The sequence below is a fragment of the Ancylobacter amanitiformis genome, from assembly GCF_030814815.1.
Lineage (GTDB): Bacteria > Pseudomonadota > Alphaproteobacteria > Rhizobiales > Xanthobacteraceae > Ancylobacter > Ancylobacter amanitiformis.
This window is the reverse complement of record NZ_JAUSVR010000002.1, coordinates 482,191-508,899: the sequence shown is the minus strand read 5'-3', so window position 1 is coordinate 508,899 and position 26,709 is coordinate 482,191. Positions and strand designations below refer to the sequence as shown.

Genomic DNA, 26,709 nt, shown 5'->3' with positions numbered 1-26,709 from the left:
GAACAAATACGAAACAAAAACAAACGGCGTGGTTATCGCCGAAATGATGTAAAAATAAAGGGCGCCGCACCGTTGGCCCGGTGCAGCGCCCTGCTATCACGCTAGCCCCGTCGGAAGGACACAGCATGAATATAATTGATATAAATATCTACCGAAAACACCTAGGACAAGGTCGCACCAAACACAATCGTATCATCCCAAAAAATGATAACGAAAGCATTAACTCACCGCAGCATCAAAACGCCAGTGTATGGACAGATGATGGGTGGTGCGGGCACTTTCAGACAATAAATGGAGCCATTAATTTTGTTCCCATTTACCGTCGTCACGTAGGCATATGAATCTGTTAGTAGCGAATACATAGCACACTCATTTGAGTCGTCCACCAAGAAGTTGCGCAAACTGAAACACTAAGGCCATGCCTGTGGACATCGTAAAAGTGGCTGAAATAACAGGCACTTGGAGTGACTAGACGACTAAAGCGAGCAAAGTGAAGCTGGACGGTTATGCGCGATCAAACGACGCCCAGCTTTAGTAGCCTGAACAAGCATCACGCCTCTCATGGCGAGAATAGGAGCATCTGATGGCTAAGAACACCGGCGATGGCTTTCGGCGCGGAGCAGTCAGCGCAAGAACGCAGTTTCAGCGCCCCGACGGTCTCTGGCAGAAGCGTGACGAACACACTGGTCGCGTAATGCAAGTGAAACAATCCGATGGGCCGTATAAAGGCGTAGCGAAGGAGCCCGATGGGCGGGATACACGAAAGTCTCCAGAGAACTGGGACAAGTGATCTATTGAGTGTAAGCAGACCCGGATGGCGGCGGACGGTCGGGTTCACCCCCGGCCGTTTTCGTTTGCGACGACACGAACGGAACCCGGCCATGACGCCCCCCACCCTCACCACGCCCCGCCTCATCCTGCGCCCGCACCGGCGCGAGGATTTCGAGGCTTATGCCGCCATGTGGGCGGAGCCGGCGGTGGTGCGGTTCATCGGCGGACAGCCCTTCGCGCGCGAGGTGGCGTGGAACCGGTTCCTGCGCCATCCCGGCCTCTGGCAATTCCTCGGCTTCGGCCATTTCGCGGTGGAGGAGCGCGCCGGCGGCGCCTTCATCGGGGAAGTCGGGTTTCATGATTTCCGCCGGGCCCTCTCCCCCTCGCTGGAGGGGACGATGGAGGCGGGCTGGGTGTTCGCCGACGCGGCGCATGGCAAGGGCTATGCGCGCGAGGCGATGGGCGCGGCGCTCGGCTGGGCGGATGCGCATCACCCCACACGGCGCATCACCGCGATGATCGAGGAGAGCCACGCCGCCTCGCTACACATCGCCGGCACGCTCGACTTCACGCGCTTCGCCGGAGCGAGCTATGGCGGGCGGGAGATGGTGCTGCTGGAACGCCTGCGTGATGGCGCGGGAGAGGCCGCCCCCACGCGCTGACGCGCTCGGGCGCATGGCCCGGCCCATCACGATGCCCGCGAGGGCAAGCACAGGCAGGTCGGCGGGCAGGTCCATGGGCGGACCGCCATAGGTCAGCATAGCTTACTGACTTTTTTTGATCGCATCCCGTCGACCGGCTTACCTCGCTACCCAAGCTCTCTATAGTTTCCCTTGCCCAATGGGCTGGGGGATACATCATGAAATCTACAAGAAGGCGCCTTCGCGGGTACCTGATGGCAAGTTGTGCCTGGCTTCTGCTTCCTGTTGGCGCACAGATCGCGCATGCCGACAATAACCTAGACTATATCAATCTCAATTATCCTCTCGCTGAAGCGAATTTCACGGGTATTCGCGGCGCCAATATCGTCGGCAACTACCTCATTCCGGACGGAAACGGCGCGTCCGGCGGGATTCTCTACCGCACGGATACGCAAACATGGGAAGCCATTCCCACCGCGACGGCGTCGGGGGTCAACTATCCCGGTGTCTTCAGCGCCTCGCCCTATGGCCCGACCTTCGGTTCGCCCGATGGCGGCGTGTTCCGGGTGGTCGGCTCCTACAAGCTGACCTCGTCCTCCGGCGACACCGGCTACATCTATGACGCCGCCGCCGCGCCCGGCGAGCAATATACCGATCTGTTCATGCCCTCGGCACCCGGCCTGACGGTCATCAACACCATCCCGCACAGCACCTTCGGCAATAATGTCGTCGGTAGCTTCGACACTTCCGAGGGCGAAGGCGGCGCCTTCCTCTACAACATGGTCAGCAAGACCTACACGCAGCTGAGCGGCCCCGGCGCCGTCGTCACCACCGCTTACGGCATCTATGGCGACAAGGTCATCGGCGGCTACACGGACTCCGGCGGTTCGAATGCCCAGCACGGTTTCCTTTACGACATAACCACCGATACCTACACCAGCTACGACCACCCCGACGCCATCGCCACCCATTTCCAGGGCATCGCCGGCGGCGGGCGCAACGGCTCCTATAACCTCGCCGCCGACTGGATCGATGCGCAGGGCGGCCTGCACGCCGCCATACTGCACATCAATCCCGACGGTTCGACGGAATGGACCGAGCTGGACGTTCCCGGCTCGCTCACGACCTCCATCGATTCGATCTATGCCGGCAATGCGGTAGGCTTCTACTTCGACGCCAACGGCACGATGCTGAACTATTTCGTGGCCGTGCCGGGCGTCTACGATCCCATCCGCAATATCAACGACCTGACGGTCTCCGCCAATGGCGCCACGGGCATCGCCGGCATAAGCGGCGACGACATCGTCAATGATGGCACCATCACCGTCAGCGGAGCCGGCGCGGTCGGCATCCATCCGGACACTTATGGCGTCGTCACCAATAACGGCGCCATCACGGTGACGGGCGCCGGCGCCTCGGGCGTGGAACTCGGCGGGCTCGACGGGACGCTGCTGAACGTCGGCACCCTCACCGCCGCGCCGGGCAGCTATGCCATCACCACGGCCGCCGACGCGGAAGGCACCATGGTGGTGAACACCGGCATCATTGACGGCCAGGTGGCGTTCCTGCCCCGCGCGCAGGGCCGCTTCGAGAATAGCGGCTGGCTCGGCATCACCGCCGCCGGGGCCGGCACAACCCAGCAGATCGCCGGTGTGTTCGCGCAGACCGCTTCCGGCACGCTGGCGCTGCGCATCGACGGCGCGAGCCATGACCTGCTGGCCGTGGACGGCGCCGCGCGGCTCAACGGCACGCTGGCGACGAGCTTCACCGACACCCCGTCGCTGCTGAAGAGCTACACCGTCGTGACCGCCACCGAGGGCGTCACCGGCAGCTTCGCCAGCCTCGATACCGAGGGGCTGCCGTCCTTCTTCAGCGCGACGCTCGGCTACGCGACAAATGACGTGGCGCTCAATGTCGCATCCTCCCTCGCCGCCCTGCCCGGCCTCTCCGCCAACCAGACCTCGGTCGGCGTCGCCATCGACAGCGCGCTCAACAACGCGCCGGGCGCCGCCCTTGGCCAGCTGCCGGCCGGGCTGGCGCCGTTCTACGACCTCTCGGCGAGCCAGATCCCCGGCGCGCTGGATGCCCTCTCCGGCCAGTCCTATGCCAGCCAGCAGTCGGTGCTGATCTCGGATGGCTATTACAGCCGCCAATCGGTGCTGGGACGCCTGCGCCAGAACGCCTATGCCGGAGAGGAAGGCCCGGCGGCAGCCCTTGCCTTTGGCGGGCCGACGACCGCGCAGCCCGGCACCGGGGCCACACCGGCCACCGCCTCCGGGGCGCTCGCCTATGTCACCAAGGCTCCGGCGGCACCCCCGGTCGTCGCCACCACCGAGGGGCCGGTCTTCTGGGCCGAGGGTTTCGGCGGCTGGACGAACTATGATGGTACCAGCAACACCTCCGCGGCGGATTCCTCCATCGGCGGGATCCTCTCCGGCGCCGACGTGGCGGTCGGCGGCTGGCGCGTCGGTGCGGCGCTGGGCTATTCCCAGTCCGACACCAGCGTCGACGACCTCAACGCCTCCAGCACCGTCAATTCGCTGCTGCTCGGCCTTTATGCCGGCACCAACCTTGGGCAGGTAAAGCTGCGCCTCGGCGCCACCTACGCCTTCAACGACATCAGCGCCGACCGCACCATCGCCTTCCCCGGCTTCGCGGAAACCGCCGATGCCGACTATAATGGCGGCACGACGCAGGTCTTCGGCGAGGTGGGCTACGGCTTCACCTGGAACACGCTGGCGCTGGAGCCCTATGCCGGCCTGGCCTGGGTTCATCTGAATACCGACAACTTCACCGAGACCGGCGCTTCTTCCGCCGGGCTCACGGTGGATTCGACGTCTGAGGATGTCGGCTACAGCACGCTGGGCCTGCGGGTTGCCACCACCATGACGCTGGAGAACGGCATGGTGCTCGCGCCGCATGGGACAATCGCGTGGCAATATGCCTTCGGCGATACCATGCCGACCTCGCAGCTTGCGCTCTCGGCGCTGCCGGCGGCGTCCTTCGCGGTGTCCGGCCTGCCGCTGGCGGAGAACACCGCGCTGGTGGAAGCCGGGCTCGACATGGTGGTGAACGCCACCACGCGGATCGGCGCCGCCTATATCGGGCAGTTCGCCGACAACACGACCGTCAACGCCTTTCAGGTGAGCCTGATCGTGAAGTTCTGAGGCCTCCGCAGGGCCGCAGGCAACGACGCGCGACGCCCCGTCATCGGCGTCGCGCACGGCCCGACGGGGCGGGGTGACGGCCGGTCCGGTCCGCGCCCGCCCCTTCTCCAGCACAAAAAAACCGCCGCTCCGGCGGGAGCGGCGGCTTCATGCGGGACGCCTGGTGCGACCCGGAGGCTTATCAGCCGACGCTCAGGTTGACCGCCGAGGTCTTGCCCGAGCGCTGGTCGGTGTCGAGTTCGAAGGACACCTTTTCGCCATCGCGCAGGCCCTGCAGGCCCGAACGCTGCACGGCGCTGATATGGACGAATACGTCCTTGCCCGAGCCATCCGGCTGAATGAAGCCGTAGCCCTTCTGATCGTTGAACCACTTAACGGTACCGGTCAGCTTCGCCATAAAGGTGGTCTCATGTGTGAAGGTGAGGCATTCAAGAGGCACCTCGCCCCTGACTGCCGGGTCAAATCGGGTAGAAAGCTGATCGTGCACCGGCTTGGCCGGATGACACGTTCAAGAAGGCCAGCCAAGGTCCGATGGCAAGGCTTCCGCAAGCAAGGGGGAACGTCGCCATGCCGCAAGGGAATGGCGACAATATACTGGCTCCAGACAGAGTTTCCAGCCCGCAGGACGGGCTCAGCCCTCACTCAGAGCGGGCGCAGGTTGACCGCCGAGGTCTTGCCCGAGCGCTGGTCGGTCGAGAGTTCGAAGGACACCTTCTCGCCCTCACGCAGGCCCTGAAGACCCGAACGCTGCACGGCGCTGATATGGACGAAAACGTCCTTCCCGCCGTTATCGGGCTGGATGAATCCATAGCCCTTCTGCTCATTGAACCACTTAACGGTGCCGGTATCAGCCATAGAACGAAACCTTAGAGGCCAGAATCTTCGGTCAACGACCCCTCAGGGGACCGCCGCTTGCAGCCAATTCTCGCGAAAGCAACGGGTCGCCCCATCAAGGACCGGCCAGTCGTTCGGTCAAATCCGTGCTGCGCACAGCTTGGTCAAAATTGTGGCTTTTGCACGGCACATTTCACCGCATTCCCGCCGCAAAGTTCGAGCGTGCGGAGCCCCGCTCACACGGGGCCGGGAAAGCCCGGCGAGGGGCTACGGCGGGCCGGCTCAGCGCCGGCAATGGCGCGGATTCGAGCGCAGCACGCGGCCGTTGGACTGGCGGTAGTAGCAATTGCCGTTGCGCCAGAAATGGTAGGAGCGGCTGTTGCGGTTGCGGCTCGCGCCAATCGCCGCGCCGGTGCCTGCGCCGAGGGCGCCACCCACCAGCGCACCGCGGCCCGTGCCGGTCACGGCGCCGCCGACCACGGCACCCGTCGCGCCGCCGATGAGGGCGCCGCGCGCCGTGCTGTTCTGCGCGGCGGCAGGATGCGCGACCCAGAACGCCAGAAGGGCCAGAAGGGCGGCGGCGCAGGCGTGGCGAAGCATGTCGGAAATCCCGGGGGGTGCGCAGGCGAGACGGACAGCGATCCTCTGCCCCCGCCGCCCGCTTGTCGATAAGGCAGATAGTCCCGTCCTAGGATGATTTGTCACCGATGCGTCACGGCCATCATCGGCCGCCCTCGAGGCAAGCGCCGGCTTGCCAGAGGCCAGGCGCACGCCGTCAGCGGCAGCGGCTGTTCTTGGTGGGGACGACGTAACCGTTCGGCTGACGATAGTAACAGGTGCCGCCACGCCAGTAATAATTCGAGCTCTTCTGGTTCTGGCTGGCGCCGATGGCGGCGCCCGTGCCGGCACCGACCGCGCCGCCGACCACCGCGCCGGTGGCATTGCCGGTGACGGCGCCACCGACCACCGCGCCCGCCACGCCACCAATGATCGCGCCGGTAACCGCCTTGTTGCCGGCCAGTGCCGGCTGCGCCGCGCAGATGGCCAGGGAGGTCGCGAGAGTAGCCGCGAGTGTCGCGGCGGCCGGGAGGCGGATCATGCGTGCATTCCCTGTGATACGCCGCGCGGGCGGGCCGGAGTGTTGGACGCGCGAGACATGGGACGCGCGAGATGTCGGCCCTGCCGGAGCTTACACCTCGCAACGGGCCGTCGAGCAACGAATCCGCGCGAGGGCCCCCTCATCGCGGCCGGTCGGGCACCCGCGACGAGCGCCCGACCCAACACCGCAGCATCGTGCGGCGGCGACGTGCGGCGGCAACGTGCGGCGACTCAGTGCTCCTGAGCTTCGACCACCGCGATCGCCGTCATGTTGACCACGCCGCGCGCGGTGACCGACGGCGTCAGGATGTGGGCGGGGCGCGCCGGGCCGAGCAGGATCGGCCCGACCGGAAGCGCATCGCCGAACACCTTCACCATCTGGTAGCCGATATTGGCCGCATCGAGATTGGGCATGACGAGAATATTGGCCACGCCCTGCAGCCGGCTGCCGGGCAGCACACGCTCGCGCATTTCCGGAATGAGCGCGCTGTCGCCTTCCATCTCGCCATCGACCATCAGGTCGGGCGCCTTCTCCTGGATGAGTTCCAGCGCGCGGCGCATCTTGGTTGCGCTGTCGTCGTCGCGGCTGCCGAAATCCGAATGCGACAGCAGCGCCACCTTGGGCTCGATGCCGAACCGGCGCACATGGGCGGCTGCCAGCTGCGCCATCTCGGCCAGATCCTCGGCGGCGGGATCGAGCGTCACCTGCGTGTCGCACAGGAAGAAGGCGCCCTTCGCCGTCAGCAGCATGGAGAGCGCGGCGACATCGCGCACGCCCGGCGCCAGCCCGATAATGGTGCGGATGTGGCGCAGGTGGCGGATGAAGCGGCCCTCGACGCCGCAGATCATGGTGTCGGCATCGCCGCGCATCACCGCCACCGCGGCGATCACCGTCGGCGTCGTGCGCACCAGCGTGCGGGCAAGCTCGGGCGTCACGCCGCGCCGGCCGGCGCGCTCGACATAGGTCTGCACATAGTCGCGGTAGCGCGGATCGTCCTCGGGGTCGATCAGGTCAAAATCGACGCCGGGGCGGATCGACAGGCCGAAGCGCTGCAGGCGGGTGTCGATGACGCTGGGGCGGCCGATCAGGATCGGGCGGGCAATGCCCTCCTCGATCACCACCTGCACCGCGCGCAGGATGCGCTCATCCTCGCCCTCGGCATAGATCACGCGCTTGGGCGCCTGCTTGGCGAGGGTGAAGATCGGCTTCATCACCAGGCCGGAGCGGAACACGAAGCGGTCGAGCTGCTCCTGATAGGCCTCGAAATCGGCGATCGGCCGCTTGGCGACGCCCGAATCCATCGCCGCCTTGGCCACCGCGGGAGCGACGCGCAGGATGAGGCGCGGGTCGAATGGCGAGGGAATGAGCGAGTTCGCACCGAAGATCGGGGTCTCGCCGCCATAGGCGCGGGCCACGACATCGGAGGGCGTGTCGCGCGCCAGTTCGGCAATGGCGTTCACCGCCGCGATCTTCATCTCCTCGTTGATCGTGGTCGCGCCAGCATCCAGCGCGCCGCGGAAGATGAAGGGGAAGCACAGGACATTGTTGACCTGGTTGGGGAAGTCCGAGCGGCCGGTGCAGATCATCGCGTCGGGCCGCGCCTCGCGCGCCAGTTCCGGCATGATCTCCGGCGTGGGGTTGGCCAGCGCCATGATCAGCGGGCGGTCGGCCATGGCCTTGAGCATTTCCGGCTTGAGCACGCCGCCGGCCGAGAGGCCGATGAAGATGTCGGCGCCGGCGATCACCTCGGCCAGCGTGCGCAGCTCGGTCTTCTGCGCGAAGACCCCCTTGTAGGGGTCCATCAGCTTCTCGCGGCCCTCATAGACCACGCCTTCGATATCGGTGACGAAGATGTTGGCGCGGCGGGCGCCCATCGACTCCAGCAGGTTCAGCGTCGCGATGGCGGCGGCGCCGGCGCCCGAGGTGACGATCTTCACGTCCTCGATCTTCTTAGCCCCGATATGCAGCGCATTGACGATCGCCGCGGCGACGATGATCGCCGTGCCGTGCTGGTCGTCATGGAAGACCGGGATGTTCATCCGGTCGCGCAGCTGCCTCTCGATCTCGAAGCATTCCGGCGCCTTGATGTCTTCCAGATTGATGCCGCCGAAGGTCGGCTCCAGCGCCGCCACGACGCTGACCACATGGTCGACCTCAAGCGCGTTGATCTCGATGTCGAACACATCGATGCCGGCGAATTTCTTGAAGAGGACGGCCTTGCCTTCCATCACCGGCTTCGAGGCGAGCGGGCCGATATTGCCCAGGCCAAGCACGGCGGTGCCGTTGGAAACCACGGCGACGAGATTCTGCTTGGCGGTCAGCTCGGCGGCAAGTGCCGGGTCGGCGGCGATGGCCTCGCATACGGCGGCGACGCCGGGCGTGTAGGCGAGCGCCAGATCGCGCTGGTTGGCCAGCGGCTTGGTGGGCTGAATTTCCAGCTTACCCGGGCGCGGCAGCCGGTGATAGATCATCGCTCCCGAGCGCAGATCATCGGAAATATACGAAGCCATGGCATGTCCTTCCCCGAAACGGCGGGCGGAGAATAGGGATTCTGCTCCGCCGTACAACGTCTTTCCCATTTTCTGATGCCTGCACTTGGGCGGTTCGTCTAAGCTGGCTGCACGGATGCGGCCCGGAGCTGCAGGGTCGCCATCGTTCGCTTTCAGGTCAAAACGGCATGCGCAAGCCACTTATCATCGCTCTGGTCGCTCTTGGCGTCGTCGGTATCGGCGGTTTTTTCAGCTTCAACCTCATTGTGGACCAGTTGGCCCGGCGCCAGCTCGACGCGCTGTTTGCCCAGCTCGGCGTCGATGGGATCGAGGCAAGGCGCGGCGAACTGCACTATGATTATTTCAAGGGCACTTTCGAGGTTCGCGGGCTGTCCTTCTCGGCGCCCGGCCAGGGCAAGCTGACCCTTGCCTCGTTCCGCGCCGAGGGCCTGGAACAACGCCCGGCCGCCCGCCTGTTCGCCCGCCATGTCGAGCTTGTCGACCTCGCCTTCGAGGGCCCGCTGCCGCTGGCGCCGGGCATGGAGGGCAGCTATCGCGCGCCGAAGATCGAGGCGGAGGGCGTCGAACTGCCGGCCGCCCCGCCCCAGAGCCCCGGGCGCCCCTGGCTGGTTGCCCGGCTGGCGCTGGAACAGACGCAGGCCGACCGGATCAGCATCCCCGAATCGCTCGCCAGCACCCGCTCGGGCGCCGGCGAGAGCCGTGTCGAGACCGACATCGCCCATGGCGCGGCGAGTTTTCGCCAGCTGAAGGACGGCATCCTCGCCGAGGCAAGCGTGGAGCCTTCCCGCTTCACCATTGGCGGCGCGCCGGCCTATGCGGCCAAGGGCACGCTCGGGCGGGTCGAGAGCCGCGCCATCGATGTCGGCGCCCTGCTCACCCTGCTCGATCCGCAGAGCCGCGAGGCGGCGACCGAGTTCCGCACCGTCTATGGTTCCGTCATGATCGATGGCTACACCGTCACGGCGGAGAACGGCATCACCCAAAGCTGGAGCGCGGCCGATATTCGCGACGTGGCCATCCGGCCGGCCTCCATCCCGGCGGAAGACCTGTTCGCCCTCGGCACGCGCCTGCAGCAGGCCGGCGGCAAGGCGCCGCCGGAACTCGAAGTGGACCTGCTGCGCGCCGTCGCCGCCACCTATGACGGCATCAGCTTCAAATCCGTCGCCTTCCGCGACCTCGCCGGAGGCGAACCGGATGGCAGCAAGGCCGAGCTTGCCGCGCTGACCGCCGGCCCGCTGGCGGGTGGGCGCCTGGAAAGCCTCGCGCTGGAGCGTCTCAAGGGCGTGGATGCGTCCGGCAAGGTCATTCGCATCGATACACTGAAGATCGGGGGCCTGCGCCCCGGGGCGTTGATGGACGTGGCCGCCGACGTGGCGGAGGACCCCGGCAACGCCCGGGCGATCGGCTGGATCATGCGGCTGTTCGGCCTGCTCGACAGCGTGACCATCGAGGGTGCGGAGGCGCCGGCGCCCTCCGGTGGCGAGCCCGTGGTGGTGGACAGGTTCGCGCTTTCCTGGAAGGGCGAGACCGACGCCATCCCCACGCATGTGAGCGCGACGCTGCGGCTTTCCGGGCCGACCTCGGCCTTTCACGATGACGGGCCGCTCTTCGCGCTGGTGCCGGACGGCCTGAAGCGGGCCAGCGTGGCGCTGGACATTGGCGGGCAGTGGGACGAGGCCGGCAGCACGCTCACCCTCGCCCCGCTCTATGCCGAAGTGTCGGATGCCTTCGCCCTCTCGGTGAAGGTGAGGCTGAGGGATGTCGACGATTCGCTGTTCTCGCCGCAGCCCGACGAGGCGCTGGCCGGCGCGATGGCCGCCAATCTGCAGTCGATCGACATCACCGCGATCGATGCCGGCATCTACCAGCGCAAGCTGGAGGAGGCGGCTAGGGAACAGGGCCTCGATCCCGAGGGAACCCGCCAGTTGCTGGCCGGCTTCGCCGAATTGCTGTTCTCGGCCACGCTCGCCGACCGGCCGGACCTGGAGGCGGCATCGCAGAGCTTCATCGGCTTCCTGCAACGGCCCTTGGGCACGCTGGCCTTGCGCATCACTCCGCGCGGGAATGATGCGCTGCCGGTCGGCATGATCATCGAGACCCTGCAGGGCGAGGATCCGCTCGACCTGATCGACGAGATCAACGTCACGGTGATCGCGCCGGACGCGCCGCCGGTGCACACGGCCAAGCCCGCGCAGCCGGGCGTGCCGCCCGCCAAACCGGCCCAGCCGGCGAAGCCCGCGCTGCCGGCCAAGCCCGCGAAGCCGTGAGCTTGGGGTGATATCGTAAGGCTGAGTAAGGCCGGGGCGAGAGGTGGGGCCCTGGCCTCACCCCCGCGCGCGGTTCACTTTTCCTGGATGTTGGTGCGGATATGCAGCTCGCGCAGCTGCTTCGGGCTGGCCTCGTTGGGCGCGCCCATCAGGATGTCCTGCGCCTGCTGGTTCATCGGGAAGATCGAGATTTCCCGCAGGTTGGTCACGCCGCAGAGCAGCATGACGATACGGTCCACGCCCGCCGCCATGCCGCCATGGGGCGGCGCGCCATACTGGAAGGCGCGGTACATGCCGCCGAAGCGCTCCTTCACCGTCTCCTCGTCATAGCCGGCCAGCTCGAACGCCTTCACCATGGCCTCCGGGCGGTGGTTGCGGATGCCGCCCGACGCGATCTCATAGCCATTGCAGGCGATATCGTACTGGAACGCCTTGATGGTCAGCGGGTCCTGCCCGTTCAGCGCGTCCATCCCGCCCTGCGGCATGGAGAAGGGGTTGTGCGAGAAATCGACCCGCTTGTCGTCCTCGTTCCACTCATAGAACGGGAAGTCGACGATCCAGGCCAGTTCGAAGCGGTCGAAATCGACCAGCTTCAGTTCCTCGCCCACCTTGGTGCGGGCGCTACCGGCAAACTTGACGAACTTTTCCGGGTTGCCGGCAACGAAGAAGGCGGCGTCGCCTTCTTTAAGATCGAGCTGCAGCCGAATGGCTTCAACTCGCTCAGGCCCGATATTGTTTGCGACAGGCCCACCACCGGCGACGTAGTCCAGTCCGCCATGCTTGTAGTCTGCATTCTTAGGATCGGGATGAAGCTGACGAAGCGCAATTTGCGACTGTATATGAGTCGGATCAGTCATCGCTTCGTCTGAGAGTTTCTCGCGACGGAACATAATGTAGCCGAGGCCCGGCTGGCCTTCGCCCTGCGCCCACGAATTCATGCGGTCGCAGAAGGCGCGGGAGCCGCCGCCGGTGCCGGGGATCGCCCAGACGCGGTTCTTCGGGTCTTCCAGCAGCCGCGCGAACACCTTGAAGCCCGAGCCGCGGAAATGCTCGGAGACGTCCTGCATCTCGATCGGGTTGCGCAGGTCCGGCTTGTCGGTGCCGTATTTCTGCATCGACACGGCATAGGGAATGCGCGGCCAGTTTTGCGTGACCGGCTTGCCCTCGGCGAATTCCTCGAACACGCCCGTGATGACCGGCTCGACGGCGGCGAACACGTCTTCCTGCTCGACGAAGCTCATCTCCAGGTCGAGCTGGTAGAACTCGCCCGGCAGGCGGTCGGCGCGCGGGTCCTCGTCGCGGAAGCACGGGGCGATCTGGAAATAGCGGTCGAAGCCGCTCATCATGATCAGCTGCTTGTACTGCTGCGGCGCCTGCGGCAGCGCGTAGAACTTGCCGGGATGCAGACGGCTCGGCACCAGGAAGTCGCGCGCGCCTTCCGGCGAGGACGCCGTGAGTATGGGCGTCTGGAACTCGAAGAAGCCCTGCGTCTTCATGCGCCGGCGCATGGCGTCGATGATGGCGCCGCGCGTCATGATGTTCTTGTGCAGCTTCTCGCGGCGCAGGTCGAGGAAGCGGTAGCGCAGCCGCGTCTCTTCCGGGTACTCGACATCGCCGAAAACCGGGAGCGGCAGCTCGGCGGCGGGGCCCAGCACCTCGATCTCGGTGGCATACATTTCCACCTGCCCGGTCGGCAGGTCCGGGTTCTCGGTGCCGGCGGGGCGCGAGCGCACGCGGCCATCCACGCGGATCACCCATTCCGCGCGCACGGTTTCGGCCAGCTTGAAGGCCGGGCTGTCGGGATCGACCACGACCTGCGTCAGGCCATAATGGTCGCGCAGATCGATGAACAGCACGCCGCCATGGTCACGGATGCGGTGGCACCAGCCCGAGAGGCGGGCGGTTTCGCCGATTTCGCTCGCGCGAAGGGCCCCGCAGGTGTGCGTGCGATAGCGATGCATGGCTTATTCCCGAGGCTGCTTCCGGCCCTTGCCGGGCCGTCAAAGGTCAACACCCCTCTCGCGGGGCGCGCGGAGGGGTGCATGCAGGCAGGCGTTTTGTCAATGTCCAAGCGTCTGTCCAAGCGTCGATCCAAGCGGCAATGCCCCCGCGTCCCGGACGGGGCATGCGGACTATTCCGGCGGCGCGGTCGATGTCCATTTCGCGGCGAAGATCTGCGGCGAGGCGCTGAGTTCGCCCACCAGCCGCTCCACCAGCTCGTCCTCCTCCCGCGCGCAATAGACGATCGCCTCCACCTCCACGGAGCCGCTGGCGGCAAGGGCGTGGCTCTCCAGCGCGTGCAGGCGCAGCTCATGAACCTGCATCGCCGCAAGCAGGCGGGCGCGGATATCGGCCTCGTCCTGCGCGGCGCATTTCAGTTCGATCACATAGAAGCGCTCCACCTCTTCGCGCTGCGGGGCGAAGCGCTCCAGCATGCCGCCCAACCGTGGCAGCACCAGATTGATGGCGATGACGAGGCCGGCGGTCTCGATCGCCGCGATCGGCTGGCCGTATCCCGCCAGCGTGCCGATCGCCCCCGTCGCCCACACCGTGGCCGCGCTGGACAGGCCGCGCACGCTGAGCCCATCGCGCATGATGAGGCCGGCGCCGAGAAAGCCGATGCCGGTGACGATCTGCGCGCCCATGCGCAACTCGGGCCCATCGCCGATGAGGAGGGCGAGCGAACTGAAGGCCGCCGCCCCGAGGGCGACCAGCGCATGGGTGGTGAGCCCGACGAAGCGCTGGCGAAACTGCCGCTCAAGCCCGACCAGCGCCCCGAGCGCCACCGCCAGCAGCAGGCTCGGCGCGATCGACAGTCCGTCATGGCCGATCGCAAGCGCGGGACTGGCAAGCGAGGGAATGGCCAACGAGGGAATGGCCAACGAGGGAATGGCAAGCGAGAACATGCGCATCCCCCGATGGATGCGGCCCGGCCAGAAGGACCGGGCCGTCACTCCCGGTCCCCCGCGCGGGGGACCGTCTCTACATCACGGCTTGGACACCAGCGTCAGGCCGGCGACGCCGAGCGCGAGCGAGGCACCCACATTGCCCTCGACCGAGATCGGATTCAACGCGAAGGAGTTGGAATTGCCGACCAGCACGTTGGCACCCACCCCGACGCCGACGGCGACATTGCCGGTGACGCCGCCATAAGGGCCCGCCAGCGCGCCAGCCACCACCGGATCCTTGGTCACGGCGAGCACGCCCCAGGTCATCACGCCGCTGCCGGTCACGCCGAGATCGATGCCGATGGTGGTGATGGTGCCGGCATAGTGCTGCACCGCCGAATTGTCGGAAGGCGTGAAGGTGCAGGCGAGTTCCTGCTTGGATTCGACGATCATGCCGATGCTCGACCCGGCATTGCACACGAGAACGCCGGCATTGAACCGATCGGCCGCGCCGGCCTGCGAAGCCGAGCCGGCAAGAGCGATGGCCGCGATCGCGAAGAGCGTGTTCTTCATGAAACCCCCTTATGGCCGGCCACGCCGGCCGAGCAAATCCTGCCGTCCATCCGGTCCGGGCGAATCACACCGCGACCGTGACGACACAGGGGTAACGCTTGCTGCAAATTGCGTCACGATTCTGTGTCGTCTCGCGGCTCCGACTCCGTTATGAAACGTCGGACATGAACATGATCACGACAACTGACGCCCTTATTGCGGCTTGCGAGCGGCTCGCCCGCCATCGCTTCATCACCGTCGACACGGAATTTCTGCGCGAGACCACGTTCTGGCCGAAACTCTGCGTCGTGCAGATCGCCAGCCCGGACGAGGCGATCGTGATCGACGCCATTGCCGACGGGCTGGACCTTGCCCCGTTCTTCGCCCTCATGGCGAATGAACAGGTGCTGAAGGTGTTCCATGCCGGCCGGCAGGACATCGAGATCGTCTGGCACCTCGCCGGCATCATCCCGCGTCCGGTCTTCGACACGCAGGTCGCTGCCATGGTGCTCGGCCATGGCGATTCCATCTCCTATGACCAGCTGGTGCAGCGCCTCACCGGCCAGTTGCTCGACAAGTCGCTGCGCTTCACCGACTGGTCGCGCCGTCCCCTCTCCGCCGCCCAGATCGCCTATGCCGAAGCCGACGTCACGCATCTGCGCGACGTGTTCCTCAAGCTCGATGCCGACCTCACCAAGCGCGGGCGCGCCGACTGGGTGGGCGAGGAAATGGCGGTGCTGACCTCGCCCGACACCTACCGGCAGGAGCCCGGCCGGGCCTGGGAGCGCCTGCGCTCGCGCGCGCGCAAGCCCAAGGACCTCGCCGTGCTGATGTCGGTCGCCGCGTGGCGCGAGCAGGAGGCGCAGTCGCGCGACATTCCGCGCTCGCGCATTCTCAAGGACGACGTGATCGCCGAGATCATCTCGCAGCACCCGACCACGATCGAACGGCTCGGCCAGTTGCGCTCGATGCCCAAGGGGTTCGAGCGCTCCCGCGTAGGCGAGCAGATCATCGAGGCGGTCAAGGCCGGGCTCGCGCTCGACCCCAAGACATTGCCGCGCATCGAGCGCGACAAGCCGCTCTCCAACGGCGCCTCGGCGACGGTCGAACTGCTGAAGGTTCTGCTGCGCATGACATCGGAGCAGCATGGCGTTGCCGCCAAGGTCATCGCCACCATGGACGACCTCGAAATGATCGCCTCCGATGACGAGCCGGACGTGCCGGCTTTGCACGGCTGGCGGCGCGAGCTGTTCGGCGAGCGGGCGCTGGCCCTGAAAGCCGGCCGCCTCGCCCTCGCCATGCAGCGCGGCCGGGTGATCGCGCTGGAGCGGACGGCGACCGAGTGATCGCCGCTTCTAGGTGACGATGAGCGGCTCGCGGCCGATCAGCCGGGCGAGCGTGCGCAGGCGGTTGGCCACGCGCTCGCCGCCGAGCGGGGCGAGGTCGCCCTGCAGCTTCAGCACCAGCTTGCCGTGATCCACCGCCAGCGGCGCCGTGGGCAAGGTGCCCGGCATTGCCGCAGAGAGGATGTAGCCCACCCGCAGCGCCGCGCCGAGGATGCGCGCGCGGTCGAGGATGCGCGCGGAAACCAGCTCGCGGATGCGCGGGGAAAGGTCCTCGTCGATCAGGCCGACATGGCGGTAATAGATGGCGAGGCCGAGGAATGCCCGCCCGGGATGATCCACCCCGATAAACGCCGCGTGGGTGATGAGATTGAGGCTCTGCTCGCCGCGATAATCGGGATGCGCCCGCCAGCTGATATCCGACAGCAGGCAGGCGGCGTGACGCAGGCGCTTTTCCTCCACGCCCTCGTCGATGCCGCTGGAGGCCATGAAGCGGTCGGTCCACTCCACCAGTTCCCAGCCGTGCTTCGGCGAGCGCGAGCGCACCTCGTTGAGTTCGGCCGTGGCGGCGACGAGCGGATCGATCACCCGCTCCTCCTCGTCGAGCAATTCGTAGAGCAGGCCCTCGCGCACGCCCTGCGCCGAGATGAAGACATTGGCGGGCTTGCCGACGCGCAGGATCTGCTCCAGCACCAGCGCGCCATAGGCGAGCAACTGCCGGCGGCCCTCCGCCACCGTCTCGATGCGCGACAGCGTATCGACCGGCACGCGCTGCACCAGGCGCACGAATTCCAGCGCCTCCCTGGCGGGAATGATGTAGCCGTGCATCACATGCAGCGGATAGCCGCGCTGGAACATGTGCAGGCGCGCCAGCGCGCGCCAGGTACCCCCGACCGCGTAGAAGGTGCGGCCCTTGAGATGTTCGAGATGCGTCTCCCTGGCGAGCGCATCCTTGACGATCTTGGCGGCCTTCTTCAGCGAGCGGCCGGACGTGTCCTGCAGGGCGAGGCCGCCGAGCGGGAAGGTGACGCCGGAGCCGATGCGCTGACCGTGCAGGTCGGCAAGCTCCAGCGAGCCCCCGCCCAGATCGCCCACCACGCCATTGGCATGGTGCACGCCCGAGAGCACGCCGAGCGCGGAAAGCTGCGCCTCGCGCTTGCCGGAGAGCAGGCCGACCTCGGTGCGGCAGATGTCCGCGCAGGCGGCGACGAATTCCGGGCCGTTGGCGGCATCGCGTGCGGCGGCCGTGGCCAGCACGAACAGCCGGCCGACACCCATCCGATCGCACAGAACGCGGAAGCGCTTGAGCGTCGACAGCGCCTTGGCCACCGCATCCGGGTTCAGCCGCCCGGTGGTCGCCACTTCGCGACCCAGCCCACAGGACGCCTTCTCGTTGAAGATCGGCGTCGGGCTGCGCGACAGGCGCTCATAGACGACAAGGCGGACCGAGTTCGAGCCGATATCGATGACGGCGATCGGCGCGCCGGAAACGAGGCCCATATGGGCCTCGTGGGAAACATCATTCATGCTTTAGGTACGCTCACGTCGACGGACGAGGTTGCGGGGAGGAGATTCCTTCAGTGACTTGCCGCGCCCGGAAAGGCTCGGATTGGTCATGAAATATTTCTGGGCGTTGAACCGCTCCTCACCCTCGGCCGGCACTATGCGTTGCGCCGAGCCGTCCGGCAACACCAGCCAGCTCTGCTGGTTGTCCTGCAGGTTCGCCACCATGATCTGGTTGATGATCTGCTCGTGCACGGTCGGGTTGGTGATCGGGCAAAGCGTCTCGACACGGCGGTCGAGATTGCGCGGCATCAGATCGGCGGAGGAGATGTAGAGAGCCGCGCCGGGATTGGGCAGGCCGTGGCCATTGCCGAAGGCGTAGATGCGCACATGCTCCAGGAAGCGGCCCACAATCGACTTCACGCGGATGTTTTCCGAGAGGCCCGGCACGCCGGGACGCAGGCAGCAGATGCCGCGCACCACGATGTCCACCGGCACGCCGCTCTGGCTGGCGCGATAGAGCGCGTCGATGATCATCGGATCGACCAGAGAATTCATCTTCAGCCAGATCGCAGCCGGCTTGCCGGCCTTGGCAAACTCGACCTCGGCGGCGATGTGGTCGAGAATGCGCTTCTTCAGCGTCAGCGGCGCGATCGACAGCGCCTCCATCTCGGCCGGCTCGGCATAGCCGGTGATGAAGTTGAAGATGCGCGCCACGTCGCGGCCGATCACCGGATCGGCGGTGAAGAAGGACAGGTCGGTGTAGATCCGGGCGGTGATGGGGTGGTAGTTGCCCGTCCCGACATGGCAGTAGCTGGCGAGCGAGCCACCCTCGCGACGCACCACCAGCGAGAGCTTGGCGTGGGTCTTCAGCTCCAGGAAGCCGAACACCACCTGCACGCCGGCGCGCTCAAGATCACGCGCCCAGCGGATGTTGGCCTCCTCGTCGAAGCGCGCCTTCAGCTCGACCAGCGCGGTGACGGACTTGCCGGCCTCGGCCGCCTCGGCCAGCGCCTTGACGATCGGGCTGTCGGAAGAGGTGCGGTAGAGGGTCTGCTTGATGGCGACGACATTGGGGTCGCGCGCCGCCTGCCGCAGGAACTGAACCACCACGTCGAAGGATTCATAGGGGTGGTGAACCACCAGATCCTTCTCGCGGATGGCGGCGAAGCAATCGCCGGCATGGTCGCGGATGCGCTCGGGGAAGCGCGCATTATACGGCTTGAACTTGAGGTCCGGCCGGTCGACGCCGACCAGCTGGCTGAACTCGTTGAGCGCCAGCAGACCGTCGACGATGAAGATTTCGTCCCCGGCGACGCCCAGTTCGCGGCCGACGAAGTTGCGCAGTTCCTCCGGCATGGAACTGTCGATCTCAAGGCGGATGACCTGGCCGAGGCGGCGGCGCTTCAGCGCGCGCTCGAACTGGCGCATCAGGTCCTCGGCCTCTTCCTCCACTTCCAGGTCGCTGTCGCGGATGACGCGGAACCCGCCCTGCCCCTTCACCTGATAGCCCGGGAACAGGCGGCCGATGAACAGGCCGATCATCTGCTCCAGCGTGATGAAGCGTTGCACGCCGTTCTCGCCGTCCGGGAGCCGGATGAAGCGATCGATCTTGGCCGGCACGCGGATCAGCGCGTTCATGGTGCGCCCGTCGCTGATGCGCGACAGCTGCAGCGCCAGCGAGAAGCCGAGATTGGGGATGAACGGGAAGGGATGCGCGGGGTCGATGGCGAGCGGCGTCAGCACCGGGAAGACGTGGCTCAGGAAGAACTCGTCCAGCACGGCCCGGTCGGATTTCTGGACGTCGGCACCGTCCACCAGCACCAGCCCGACCTTGACCAGCTCGATGCGCAGCTCGCGCCAGCGCGCCTGCTGGTCCTCGCCGAGCGCCACCACGGCGGCGCCGATGAGCGGCAGCTGCTCGGCCGGCGTCAGCCCGTCCGGGCTCTTGCCGCTATAGCCCTCGCGCACCTGCTCCTTCAGGCCCGCCACGCGGACCATGAAGAACTCGTCGAGATTATTGGCCGAGATGGACAGGAAGCGCAGCTGCTCGAGCAGCGGATGCTCGCGATTCGAGGCTTCCTCCAGCACGCGGCGGTTGAACTGCAGCCAGGAGAGCTCACGGTTGATGAAGCGCTCGGGCGAGGCCATCAGTTCCTCTTCAAGAGGACGGAGCACCACGGGCTCACGTGCCTGCAACTGTCCGAGTTCGCTCTCTGCGACCAGCTGGTTCTCATTCTCGGTCACCGACGGCACTCCATTTTTGCTGCGGCTGGCGCGTTTGGGTCGGCGGGAAGGTCGCTGGGCATCGTGACGGCTGGATGACATGAATTACCTTAACTTGCCGAGTGGTCGCGGGGCGAATCGAGCGGACCGCTTGCCGCTTCCTCTCGGGCCCGCAGGAGCTCGGAAGCGAGCGTCCGCGTCAAGGGCCGCTTGCGCGCCAGCGCCTCGCGGTCCAAAGCCGCGATGACCTCGCGCAGCGCGGCGATCGAGCGCTCGACCCGTGGCAGGAGATAGCTCAGCAGCCCTTCGTCGGGCACGATCTGCCGGTCGGCAAACAGCTTCAGCGCCACCACCGCGAGCAGCGCATCGTCCGGCGCGCCGAGCGCGACGGCGGGCATGGCCCGCAGGCGCGAACCAAGGTCGCGGACGGCGCAATGCTCAGCCAGCGCGGCCGGCGAACGGCGCGCGGTGACAAGCACATGCGCGCGCTGCTCGGCGGCGAGGTTGAGCAGATGGAACAGCGCGGCTTCCGGCACCGCGCCCTCGCCGAGATCCTCCACCACCAGCGCGCCACCCGCGAGCAGGCCCGGCAGCGCGGCAATGTCGAGCGCGCGGGCCTCGACCACGCTCGCCCCGCTCGCCTGCGCGAACAGGGCGGCGAGATGAGATTTTCCCGAACCTTCCGGGCCGACCAGCGCCACAACCGGCGCGGGCCAGCGCGGCCAGGCATCGATGAGCGCCAGCGCGGCCTCATTGGCCGGGCCGGGCAGAAAATCGTCGCGCGCGCGGCTGTCGTGATGCGGCAGGTCGAGGGCAAGCTGGCGCGCCTCGGGGGCGACGGCGGAGAGCGGCGCAGACGGCGCTGCAACCTTGGCTGCAGAAGGGGCGGGCATGCTCGGCGAACCTTTCAGCGCAGCTTCAGCGAAGCTGCCGGGACGGCACGGCCGGCACCTGCGGCGGCGGAACCGCTACGGGTTGTTCCGGCTCGCCGGTATAGAGCGGACTTTCGAGATACTGGTCGATGGCGAAGCGCACCAGCACCCCGCCGGCGGCGGCCAGCGGCACGGCCAGCAGCAGGCCGAGGAAGCCCAGGAGATAGCCGAAGGCGAGCAGGGCGAACATGAGCCAGACCGGGTGCAGGCCGACGCTCTCGCCCACCAGCTTGGGCGAGAGCACGTAGCCTTCGAGGAACTGGCCGAGAACGAAGATGCCGATCACCAGCCCGATCATCGAGTAGTCCGGGAAGAACTGCACGATGGCGACGCCGCCCGCCAGCACCAGCCCGGTGAGCGAGCCGACATAGGGAATGAAGGTGATGATGCCGGAGACAAAGCCGATGACGAAGCCGAAATTCAGCCCGGTCATGGTGAGGCCGATGGCGTAGAAGCTGCCGAGGATGACGCACACCATCGACTGGCCGCGCACGAAGCCGGAAATGGCCTGGTCCATCTGCCGGGCGAGGCCGCGCACCACCTCGCGGTGCTTGAGCGGCACCCAGGAATCGACCTTCACCACCATGTGGTTCCAGTCGTTCAGGATGTAGAAGGCCACCACCGGCGTGATGACCAGCAGCGAGAACAGCGAGATCAGCGCCTGCCCGCCGGTCCACAGCCCCTGGATCAGGGTCAGCATGTAGGCCGCGCCCTGCGAGACGAGGTCGCCCAGCCCCTGCTGGATGGAGGGCATGCGATCACCGACAAAGTCGCGCAGCCATTCCGCCCGCTCGCCAGTCATCAGATGCTGCAGCTTGACGATATATTCCGGCAGCCGCTGGATGAAGGCGGCAAGCTGGGAGCCGAAGATCGGCACCACCAGCAGCATCAGGAGGATGCCTATCAGCAGGGTGAAGCTGATCGTGGCCAGCGCGGCGACCAGCCGGCTGACGCCCCAGCCTTCCAGCCGCGACGTGACCGGGTTGAGGAAATAGGCCAGCGCGAGGCCGGCGACGAACGGCAGCAGCACGCTCGACAGCAGCCAGGATGCCGCGACGAACACCGCCAGCATCACCACCCAGAACGTCACCTGCTTGTGCCAGGCCATCCAAACCTCTTCGCGCGAACCATCCGCGTCACGCATCCATAGATACAGGAAAATTCTGGCGGGGCGATTGCATCTCCCCGCAATTCAACGGCCGAACTGCCGCTTCGGCATCCGCAAAAAGCAACATGGCCGCGCGCGCCCTGCGGCGATTGACATCGCGGCCGCCGCGACCTCCCCTTCGCCCTCCGCGCGGAGGAAGACAACATGCAGCAGCAGGACCCGCTCTACACCGATGCGGCGCTGGTCGCGTTCTATGACGCCGAGAACGATTGGGGCGAGGATCGCGCCTGTTGCGCCGCCCTTGCCCGCGGCGTCGGCTCGGTGCTCGATCTGGGCTGCGGTACCGGCGCCTTCCTCGCGGGGATCGCTGCGCCCGTGCGGGTCGGCGTCGATCCCGCGCGCGCCATGCTGGATGTGGCGCGCGCCCGGCCCGGCGGCGAGAGCGTCGAATGGATCGAGGCGGATGCCCGCCATCTCGATCTCGGCCGGCGCTTCGATCTCATCGTGATGACCGGCCATGCCTTCCAGGTTTTCCTCGACGCGCACGACCAGCGCGCCGCGCTCGCCGCCATTGCCCGCCATCTGGCCCCCGGCGGACGCTTCATCTTCGACAGCCGGAACCCGGCCTGCCGGGAATGGGAGGAGTGGCAGCCGCACAATTCCCGGCGCCGGATCGACCATCCGCAGCACGGCGCGGTCGAGGCGTGGAACGCGGCCGAGCACGCGGCCGCGAGCGGCATCGTCACCTACCAGACCTTCTATCGCCTCGCCGATGGCCGCGAATTGAGCGCCTCCAGCCGCATCCGCTTCACCGAGCGGGCGGAACTCGCCGGACGATTGGCGGAGGCGGGCCTCGCGGTCGAGCGCTGGCTCGGCGACTGGACGGGGCGCCCCTTCACCGAGACGGCTCCCGAGATCATTGCGCTGGGCCATCTCGCGGCCGGCGGGCGGGCAGATCCCGGGCCCGCGTACGAGGGAGCGTGACGCGCGGGCCATAGCGAAACACAGGCTGGCGTGGCACAAGGCGGTGTCCTGATCTGCCGGCCCTGTGATCCTGCCAAGCGCGACCCTGCCAAGCGTGACCCTGCCAAGCGTGACCCTCCCATGCGCTCTTCCGTCATCACCTCCGCCGTCGTCGCCGCCCTCGTGGGCTTTGGCGGCACTCTTGCCCTCATCGTCGCGGCGTCGCAGGCGGTCGGCGCCACACCGGCGCAGACCTCCTCGGCGGTCATCGGGCTGTGCCTGTCGATGGCGGCGAGTTCGGCCTTCCTCGGCTGGCGCCACCGCATGCCGATCATCACCGCGTGGTCGACGCCGGGCGCGGCGCTGATCGCCGGCTCGCACGGGCTGGTCATCGAAACGGCGGTGGGCGCCTTCCTGCTGGCCGGCGTGCTGCTGCTCGTCACGGCGGCGGTGAAGCCGCTCGGCGCGCTGGTGCAGCGGCTGCCGGTCGCCATCGCCGCCGCCATGCTGGCGGGCGTGCTGTTCCGCTTCTGCACGGCAGTATTCACCGCGGGGCAGGTCGATCCGCTGCTGGTGCTGCCACTCGTCCTGCTCTTCCTCGTCGCGCGGCGCATCAGCCCGTTCGGCGCGGTGCTGGCGGTGCTGGTGATCGGCATCGCGCTGGCCTTCTTCCTCGGGCGGGTCGGCCCCCTGCCCGCCGGCATCCCGCTGCCGACCGTCGAATGGGTGATGCCGCGCTTCGAACTGCAGGCGCTGATCGGCATCGGCCTGCCGCTCTATGTCGTCACCATGGCCTCGCAGAACCTGCCCGGCTTCGCGGTGTTGCAGGCGGCCGGCTACAAGCCGCCGGCGCCCTCGATCCTCGCGGTGACGGCCATCGCCTCGCTGGTGACGGCGCCGATCGGCTCGCTCACCTCCAACCTCGCCGCCATCACCGCCTCGATCTGCACCGGCCCGGACACCCACCCCGACCCGGCAAAACGCTGGCCGGCGACGAGTTTCTACGCGCTGTCCTATCTGGTGCTGGCGGCGGGCGGCGCCTCGGTAGTGGCGCTGATCGCCGCGCTGCCGCCGGGGCTGGTGGCCACCTTCGCCGGCCTCGCCCTGCTGGGGCCGCTGGTGAATGCGCTGGGCACGGCGATGGCCGATGCGCCGCGCCGCTTTCCGGCCGTGCTGACGCTGGCGGTGACGGCCTCGGGGGTCTCGCTGCTCGGCATCGGTTCCGCCTTCTGGGGGCTGGTGGCCGGGCTGGTGGCGCTCGGCATCGACCATGCGGGGCGGCGCTGACCCGCGCGCCGGCTCCGCTTCGGCTTGCGGGGGCGCTCATTAGCGGCTAATCCGCGAGCATTGTTCGAGGATGCATGATGACCGGGACGGAAAAAGGCCTCAGCTATCGCGACGCGGGTGTCGACATCGACGCCGGCAACCGGCTGGTCGATCTCATCAAGCCGCTGGTCAAGGCGACCCGCCGGCCCGGCGCGGACGCGGATATTGGCGGTTTCGGCGGGGTATTCGACCCTAGGGCCGCCGGCTTCAAGGATCCGCTGATCGTCGCCACCACCGATGGCGTCGGCACCAAGCTGAAAATCGCCATCGAGACCGGCCGGCACGAGACCATCGGCATCGACCTTGTCGCCATGTGCGTCAACGATCTCGTGGTGCAGGGCGCCGAACCGCTGTTCTTCCTCGATTATTTCGCCACCGGCAAACTGGCCCCCGAGGTTGGCGCGACGATCGTCGCCGGCATCGCCAAGGGCTGCCGGGAATCCGGCTGCGCGCTGATCGGCGGCGAGACCGCCGAAATGCCCGGCATGTATGCCGAGGGCGATTACGACCTCGCCGGCTTCTCGGTCGGCGCGGTGGAGCGCGGCGAACTGCTGCCCTCCCCCAATGTGCGGCCGGGCGACGTGCTGCTCGGCCTCGCCTCCTCGGGCGTGCATTCCAACGGCTATTCGCTGGTGCGCCGCATCGTCGAACTGTCCGGCCTCGGCTGGGACGAGCCCGCCCCGTTCGCCCGCGGCCATGCGCTGGGCGAAGCGCTGCTCACCCCGACCCGGCTCTATGTGAAGTCGGCGCTGTCGGTCATCCGCGCGACCGGCAAGGTGAAGGCGCTCGCCCATATTACCGGCGGCGGCCTCACCGAGAACCTGCCGCGCGTGCTGCCCAAGCACACGATCGGGCGCATCGACCTTGATGGCCTGCCCGTGCCCCCAGTGTTCCGCTGGCTGGCGCAGGTCGGCAAGGTGGCGCCGGACGAGATGCTGCGCGCCTTCAACTGCGGCATCGGCATGGTGGTGGTCGTCGCGGCCGAAGATGCCGAGACGGTGGCCGATGCCTTCGCCGACGCGGGCGAAGAGGTCGTGCATCTGGGTTCCATCGAGCCGGGCGAGGGCCCGGCGCATGTCGTGTATGACGGCATGCTCGGCCTCGACACCCCGCTCTGAGGGCCCGACACCATGACACGGCCGCGCGTCGCCATTCTCATCTCCGGACGCGGCTCCAACATGATGTCGCTGATCGAGGCGGCCGCCGCGCCGGACTTCCCGGCGGAAATCGCCGTGGTCATTTCCAACCGCCCCGACGCCCACGGCCTCGCCCGCGCGCAGGCGGCCAACATCCCCACGCGCATGGTCGATCACAAGGCCCATGCCGACCGCGCCAGCTTCGATACCGCGCTCCACGCCGTGCTGGTGGAGGAGCAGATCGACCTTGTCTGTCTCGCCGGCTTCATGCGGTTGCTGACCGGGCCCTTCGTCGAGAATTGGCGGGGGCGGATGATCAATATCCACCCGGCGCTGCTGCCGAGCTTCAAGGGGCTGCACACGCATGAGCGGGCCCTTGCGGAGGGCGTGCGAATCCATGGCTGCACCGTGCATTTCGTGACGCCGGAAATGGATGTCGGCCCCATCCTCATGCAGGCCGCCGTGCCGGTGCTCGACACCGACACGCCCGACACGCTGGGCGCCCGCGTGCTGGCGCAGGAGCACGTGATCTATCCGGCCGCGCTGCGCCTCGTGGTGGAACGCCGCGCCATGCTGCGCGAGGGCCGGGTCGTGATCGACGAATTCATGCTGGCACCGCCCGCGCTGGTCGTGCCGCCGGCGGGCTGAAACGCGCCGGGGCTTGCGTCACACGAGAATTACGTCAATACCATTTCAATCCGACGCGCCGGCGGCGGAAAAGGGCGCCCGCTGAGGCGGGCAACTGTGCCGGCGCGTTCCGGCCGAAGCGGCAAGGTCGTTTGCAGAACACCAGGCTTGCCTCGCGATCGCGGACAAGACCCGTCGTCGCGAAGGCAACCGAGAGTGACATCGTGCTTTCATGCACGGCTCCGCCGGGTGCATGGGGACGTCCAAGGCTCTCCCCCAGGCGGAGGGGGGTCATCGACATGCAATCTGTGGCAGGGGGAAGTTCATGATTCAGGCGGTGATCGCGTTCATTCTGGGTAATCTGCCAGAAATATTGTTCGTGTCGGCCTTCCTTGCGGCGGCGCTGACGAAGAGCCCAGCCTATTATCCCGCCCGGCTGCTGGGATGGCTGCTGCTCTCGGCCGGCATTGCGTATGTGTGGGCCGGCTTCTTCCACATCGTGTTCCCGCATATGGCGGCGGCGAGCATCGGCTGGGAGGTCAGCCCGTTCCAGTTCGAGATCGGCGTCGCGGACGCCGCCATCGGCATCGTCGCGATCCTGTCGTTCTGGCGCCCGCTGGATTTCAAGGCGCCGGTCGTCGGCTATTACAGCCTGTTTTCCTTCGGCGTCGCCTACGGGCATTTTCGCGAGGCCTTCGAAGCGGGCGACACCTCGAAGAACAATTTCGGGCTCCTGCTGGTCATCACCTTGATCTATGCCGTGCTCCTGCCGGTGTTGTACGTGCTGGCGCGCCGGAAGAACGCCTGATCGGGCGC

General features: G+C 67.0%; 22 protein-coding genes. 10 read left to right on the top strand and 12 right to left on the bottom strand.

What is annotated here, in order from left to right:
* Window positions 1–583: 583 nt before the first annotated feature.
* The 3 genes from QOZ99_RS05390 (at window position 584) to QOZ99_RS05380 (ending at window position 4,579) form a co-directional block, all read left to right on the top strand.
* Window positions 584–790 (top strand): hypothetical protein, encoded by a 207-nt coding sequence (locus QOZ99_RS05390; RefSeq protein WP_306888948.1) that lies wholly within the window; start codon window positions 584–586, stop codon window positions 788–790.
* 91 nt (window positions 791–881) lie between these two features.
* Complete coding sequence (locus tag QOZ99_RS05385; RefSeq protein WP_306888947.1) at window positions 882–1,433, top strand: GNAT family N-acetyltransferase; 552 nt, start codon at window positions 882–884, stop codon at window positions 1,431–1,433.
* A gap of 233 nt (window positions 1,434–1,666) precedes the next feature.
* Complete coding sequence (locus QOZ99_RS05380) at window positions 1,667–4,579, top strand: autotransporter outer membrane beta-barrel domain-containing protein (RefSeq protein ID WP_306888945.1); 2,913 nt, start codon at window positions 1,667–1,669, stop codon at window positions 4,577–4,579.
* Between the two features lie 181 nt (window positions 4,580–4,760).
* On the opposite strand, the gene QOZ99_RS05375 is transcribed toward QOZ99_RS05380, so the two are convergent.
* The 5 genes from QOZ99_RS05375 to QOZ99_RS05355 all read right to left on the bottom strand — a co-directional run bounded on the left by QOZ99_RS05375 (window position 4,761) and on the right by QOZ99_RS05355 (window position 9,022).
* Window positions 4,761–4,976: a cold-shock protein gene (locus QOZ99_RS05375; protein WP_183188422.1), complete on the bottom strand. Its 216-nt coding sequence runs from the start codon at window positions 4,974–4,976 to the stop codon at window positions 4,761–4,763.
* Window positions 4,977–5,221: 245 nt separating this feature from the next.
* The gene (locus QOZ99_RS05370; RefSeq protein WP_183188421.1) at window positions 5,222–5,434 is read right to left on the bottom strand and encodes a cold-shock protein; all 213 of its coding nucleotides are present in this window, start codon (window positions 5,432–5,434) and stop codon (window positions 5,222–5,224) included.
* Between the two features lie 261 nt (window positions 5,435–5,695).
* A complete protein-coding gene (locus QOZ99_RS05365) occupies window positions 5,696–6,013 on the bottom strand; it encodes a YMGG-like glycine zipper-containing protein (RefSeq protein WP_306888943.1) in 318 nt (105 codons plus the stop codon).
* 175 nt (window positions 6,014–6,188) lie between these two features.
* Window positions 6,189–6,512, bottom strand: coding sequence for a YMGG-like glycine zipper-containing protein (locus QOZ99_RS05360; RefSeq protein ID WP_306888941.1), 324 nt, complete (start codon window positions 6,510–6,512; stop codon window positions 6,189–6,191).
* A 230-nt stretch (window positions 6,513–6,742) separates the two neighbouring features.
* Window positions 6,743–9,022, bottom strand: coding sequence for an NADP-dependent malic enzyme (locus tag QOZ99_RS05355; protein WP_306888939.1), 2,280 nt, complete (start codon window positions 9,020–9,022; stop codon window positions 6,743–6,745).
* 167 nt (window positions 9,023–9,189) lie between these two features.
* On the opposite strand from QOZ99_RS05355, the gene QOZ99_RS05350 reads away from it, so the two are divergent.
* Window positions 9,190–11,289 (top strand): aq_1923 C-terminal domain, encoded by a 2,100-nt coding sequence (locus tag QOZ99_RS05350; RefSeq protein ID WP_306888937.1) that lies wholly within the window; start codon window positions 9,190–9,192, stop codon window positions 11,287–11,289.
* A gap of 74 nt (window positions 11,290–11,363) precedes the next feature.
* On the opposite strand, the gene aspS is transcribed toward QOZ99_RS05350, so the two are convergent.
* The 3 genes from aspS to QOZ99_RS05335 form a co-directional block, all read right to left on the bottom strand.
* Window positions 11,364–13,250: an aspartate--tRNA ligase gene (gene aspS, locus QOZ99_RS05345; RefSeq protein ID WP_306888936.1), complete on the bottom strand. Its 1,887-nt coding sequence runs from the start codon at window positions 13,248–13,250 to the stop codon at window positions 11,364–11,366.
* 171 nt (window positions 13,251–13,421) lie between these two features.
* Window positions 13,422–14,195 (bottom strand): MgtC/SapB family protein, encoded by a 774-nt coding sequence (locus tag QOZ99_RS05340; protein ID WP_306888935.1) that lies wholly within the window; start codon window positions 14,193–14,195, stop codon window positions 13,422–13,424.
* Window positions 14,196–14,276: 81 nt separating this feature from the next.
* Complete coding sequence (locus tag QOZ99_RS05335; RefSeq protein WP_306888934.1) at window positions 14,277–14,750, bottom strand: DUF992 domain-containing protein; 474 nt, start codon at window positions 14,748–14,750, stop codon at window positions 14,277–14,279.
* Between the two features lie 164 nt (window positions 14,751–14,914).
* On the opposite strand from QOZ99_RS05335, the gene rnd reads away from it, so the two are divergent.
* On the top strand, window positions 14,915–16,075 hold the full coding sequence (rnd, locus tag QOZ99_RS05330) for a ribonuclease D (RefSeq protein WP_306888933.1): 1,161 nt from the start codon (window positions 14,915–14,917) through the stop codon (window positions 16,073–16,075).
* A 9-nt stretch (window positions 16,076–16,084) separates the two neighbouring features.
* On the opposite strand, the gene QOZ99_RS05325 is transcribed toward rnd, so the two are convergent.
* Genes QOZ99_RS05325 through QOZ99_RS05310 form a run of 4 tightly spaced genes read right to left on the bottom strand, consistent with a single transcriptional unit; the run spans window position 16,085 to window position 21,841 of the window.
* Complete coding sequence (locus tag QOZ99_RS05325) at window positions 16,085–17,599, bottom strand: Ppx/GppA phosphatase family protein (protein WP_306888932.1); 1,515 nt, start codon at window positions 17,597–17,599, stop codon at window positions 16,085–16,087.
* Window positions 17,600–17,602: 3 nt separating this feature from the next.
* On the bottom strand, window positions 17,603–19,903 hold the full coding sequence (locus QOZ99_RS05320) for an RNA degradosome polyphosphate kinase (RefSeq protein WP_306888930.1): 2,301 nt from the start codon (window positions 19,901–19,903) through the stop codon (window positions 17,603–17,605).
* A gap of 8 nt (window positions 19,904–19,911) precedes the next feature.
* Window positions 19,912–20,694 carry a P-loop NTPase family protein gene (locus QOZ99_RS05315; RefSeq protein WP_306888929.1) on the bottom strand — a complete coding sequence of 261 codons (783 nt, stop codon included), beginning with the start codon at window positions 20,692–20,694 and terminating at the stop codon, window positions 19,912–19,914.
* A 25-nt stretch (window positions 20,695–20,719) separates the two neighbouring features.
* Window positions 20,720–21,841 (bottom strand): AI-2E family transporter, encoded by a 1,122-nt coding sequence (locus QOZ99_RS05310; protein WP_306888928.1) that lies wholly within the window; start codon window positions 21,839–21,841, stop codon window positions 20,720–20,722.
* Window positions 21,842–22,045: 204 nt separating this feature from the next.
* Here QOZ99_RS05310 and QOZ99_RS05305 point away from each other — a divergent pair, with 204 nt between their 5' ends.
* The 5 genes from QOZ99_RS05305 (at window position 22,046) to QOZ99_RS05285 (ending at window position 26,701) form a co-directional block, all read left to right on the top strand.
* Entirely contained in the window at window positions 22,046–22,825 is a 780-nt protein-coding gene (locus QOZ99_RS05305; RefSeq protein ID WP_306888927.1) for a class I SAM-dependent methyltransferase, read from the top strand.
* Window positions 22,826–22,945: 120 nt separating this feature from the next.
* Window positions 22,946–24,091, top strand: a complete 1,146-nt coding sequence (locus QOZ99_RS05300; RefSeq protein ID WP_306888925.1) for a benzoate/H(+) symporter BenE family transporter — start codon at window positions 22,946–22,948, stop codon at window positions 24,089–24,091.
* Between the two features lie 74 nt (window positions 24,092–24,165).
* Entirely contained in the window at window positions 24,166–25,248 is a 1,083-nt protein-coding gene (gene purM / locus QOZ99_RS05295) for a phosphoribosylformylglycinamidine cyclo-ligase (RefSeq protein ID WP_370876793.1), read from the top strand.
* Window positions 25,249–25,260: 12 nt separating this feature from the next.
* Window positions 25,261–25,914 carry a phosphoribosylglycinamide formyltransferase gene (purN, locus tag QOZ99_RS05290; RefSeq protein ID WP_306888924.1) on the top strand — a complete coding sequence of 218 codons (654 nt, stop codon included), beginning with the start codon at window positions 25,261–25,263 and terminating at the stop codon, window positions 25,912–25,914.
* Window positions 25,915–26,218: 304 nt separating this feature from the next.
* The gene (locus QOZ99_RS05285; protein WP_306888922.1) at window positions 26,219–26,701 is read left to right on the top strand and encodes a DUF6790 family protein; all 483 of its coding nucleotides are present in this window, start codon (window positions 26,219–26,221) and stop codon (window positions 26,699–26,701) included.
* The last annotated feature ends 8 nt before the right edge of the window (window positions 26,702–26,709 follow it).

Coding starts and splice junctions, on each gene's coding strand:
- QOZ99_RS05390 (WP_306888948.1), top strand. CDS start 584: ATGGCTAAGAACACCGGCGATGGCTTTCGGCGCGGAGCAGTCAGCGCA.
- QOZ99_RS05385 (WP_306888947.1), top strand. CDS start 882: ATGACGCCCCCCACCCTCACCACGCCCCGCCTCATCCTGCGCCCGCAC.
- QOZ99_RS05380 (WP_306888945.1), top strand. CDS start 1,667: ATGGCAAGTTGTGCCTGGCTTCTGCTTCCTGTTGGCGCACAGATCGCG.
- QOZ99_RS05375 (WP_183188422.1), bottom strand. CDS start 4,976: ATGGCGAAGCTGACCGGTACCGTTAAGTGGTTCAACGATCAGAAGGGC.
- QOZ99_RS05370 (WP_183188421.1), bottom strand. CDS start 5,434: ATGGCTGATACCGGCACCGTTAAGTGGTTCAATGAGCAGAAGGGCTAT.
- QOZ99_RS05365 (WP_306888943.1), bottom strand. CDS start 6,013: ATGCTTCGCCACGCCTGCGCCGCCGCCCTTCTGGCCCTTCTGGCGTTC.
- QOZ99_RS05360 (WP_306888941.1), bottom strand. CDS start 6,512: ATGATCCGCCTCCCGGCCGCCGCGACACTCGCGGCTACTCTCGCGACC.
- QOZ99_RS05355 (WP_306888939.1), bottom strand. CDS start 9,022: ATGGCTTCGTATATTTCCGATGATCTGCGCTCGGGAGCGATGATCTAT.
- QOZ99_RS05350 (WP_306888937.1), top strand. CDS start 9,190: ATGCGCAAGCCACTTATCATCGCTCTGGTCGCTCTTGGCGTCGTCGGT.
- aspS (WP_306888936.1), bottom strand. CDS start 13,250: ATGCATCGCTATCGCACGCACACCTGCGGGGCCCTTCGCGCGAGCGAA.
- QOZ99_RS05340 (WP_306888935.1), bottom strand. CDS start 14,195: ATGTTCTCGCTTGCCATTCCCTCGTTGGCCATTCCCTCGTTGGCCATT.
- QOZ99_RS05335 (WP_306888934.1), bottom strand. CDS start 14,750: ATGAAGAACACGCTCTTCGCGATCGCGGCCATCGCTCTTGCCGGCTCG.
- rnd (WP_306888933.1), top strand. CDS start 14,915: ATGAACATGATCACGACAACTGACGCCCTTATTGCGGCTTGCGAGCGG.
- QOZ99_RS05325 (WP_306888932.1), bottom strand. CDS start 17,599: ATGAATGATGTTTCCCACGAGGCCCATATGGGCCTCGTTTCCGGCGCG.
- QOZ99_RS05320 (WP_306888930.1), bottom strand. CDS start 19,903: ATGTCATCCAGCCGTCACGATGCCCAGCGACCTTCCCGCCGACCCAAA.
- QOZ99_RS05315 (WP_306888929.1), bottom strand. CDS start 20,694: ATGCCCGCCCCTTCTGCAGCCAAGGTTGCAGCGCCGTCTGCGCCGCTC.
- QOZ99_RS05310 (WP_306888928.1), bottom strand. CDS start 21,841: ATGGCCTGGCACAAGCAGGTGACGTTCTGGGTGGTGATGCTGGCGGTG.
- QOZ99_RS05305 (WP_306888927.1), top strand. CDS start 22,046: ATGCAGCAGCAGGACCCGCTCTACACCGATGCGGCGCTGGTCGCGTTC.
- QOZ99_RS05300 (WP_306888925.1), top strand. CDS start 22,946: ATGCGCTCTTCCGTCATCACCTCCGCCGTCGTCGCCGCCCTCGTGGGC.
- purM (WP_370876793.1), top strand. CDS start 24,166: ATGATGACCGGGACGGAAAAAGGCCTCAGCTATCGCGACGCGGGTGTC.
- purN (WP_306888924.1), top strand. CDS start 25,261: ATGACACGGCCGCGCGTCGCCATTCTCATCTCCGGACGCGGCTCCAAC.
- QOZ99_RS05285 (WP_306888922.1), top strand. CDS start 26,219: ATGATTCAGGCGGTGATCGCGTTCATTCTGGGTAATCTGCCAGAAATA.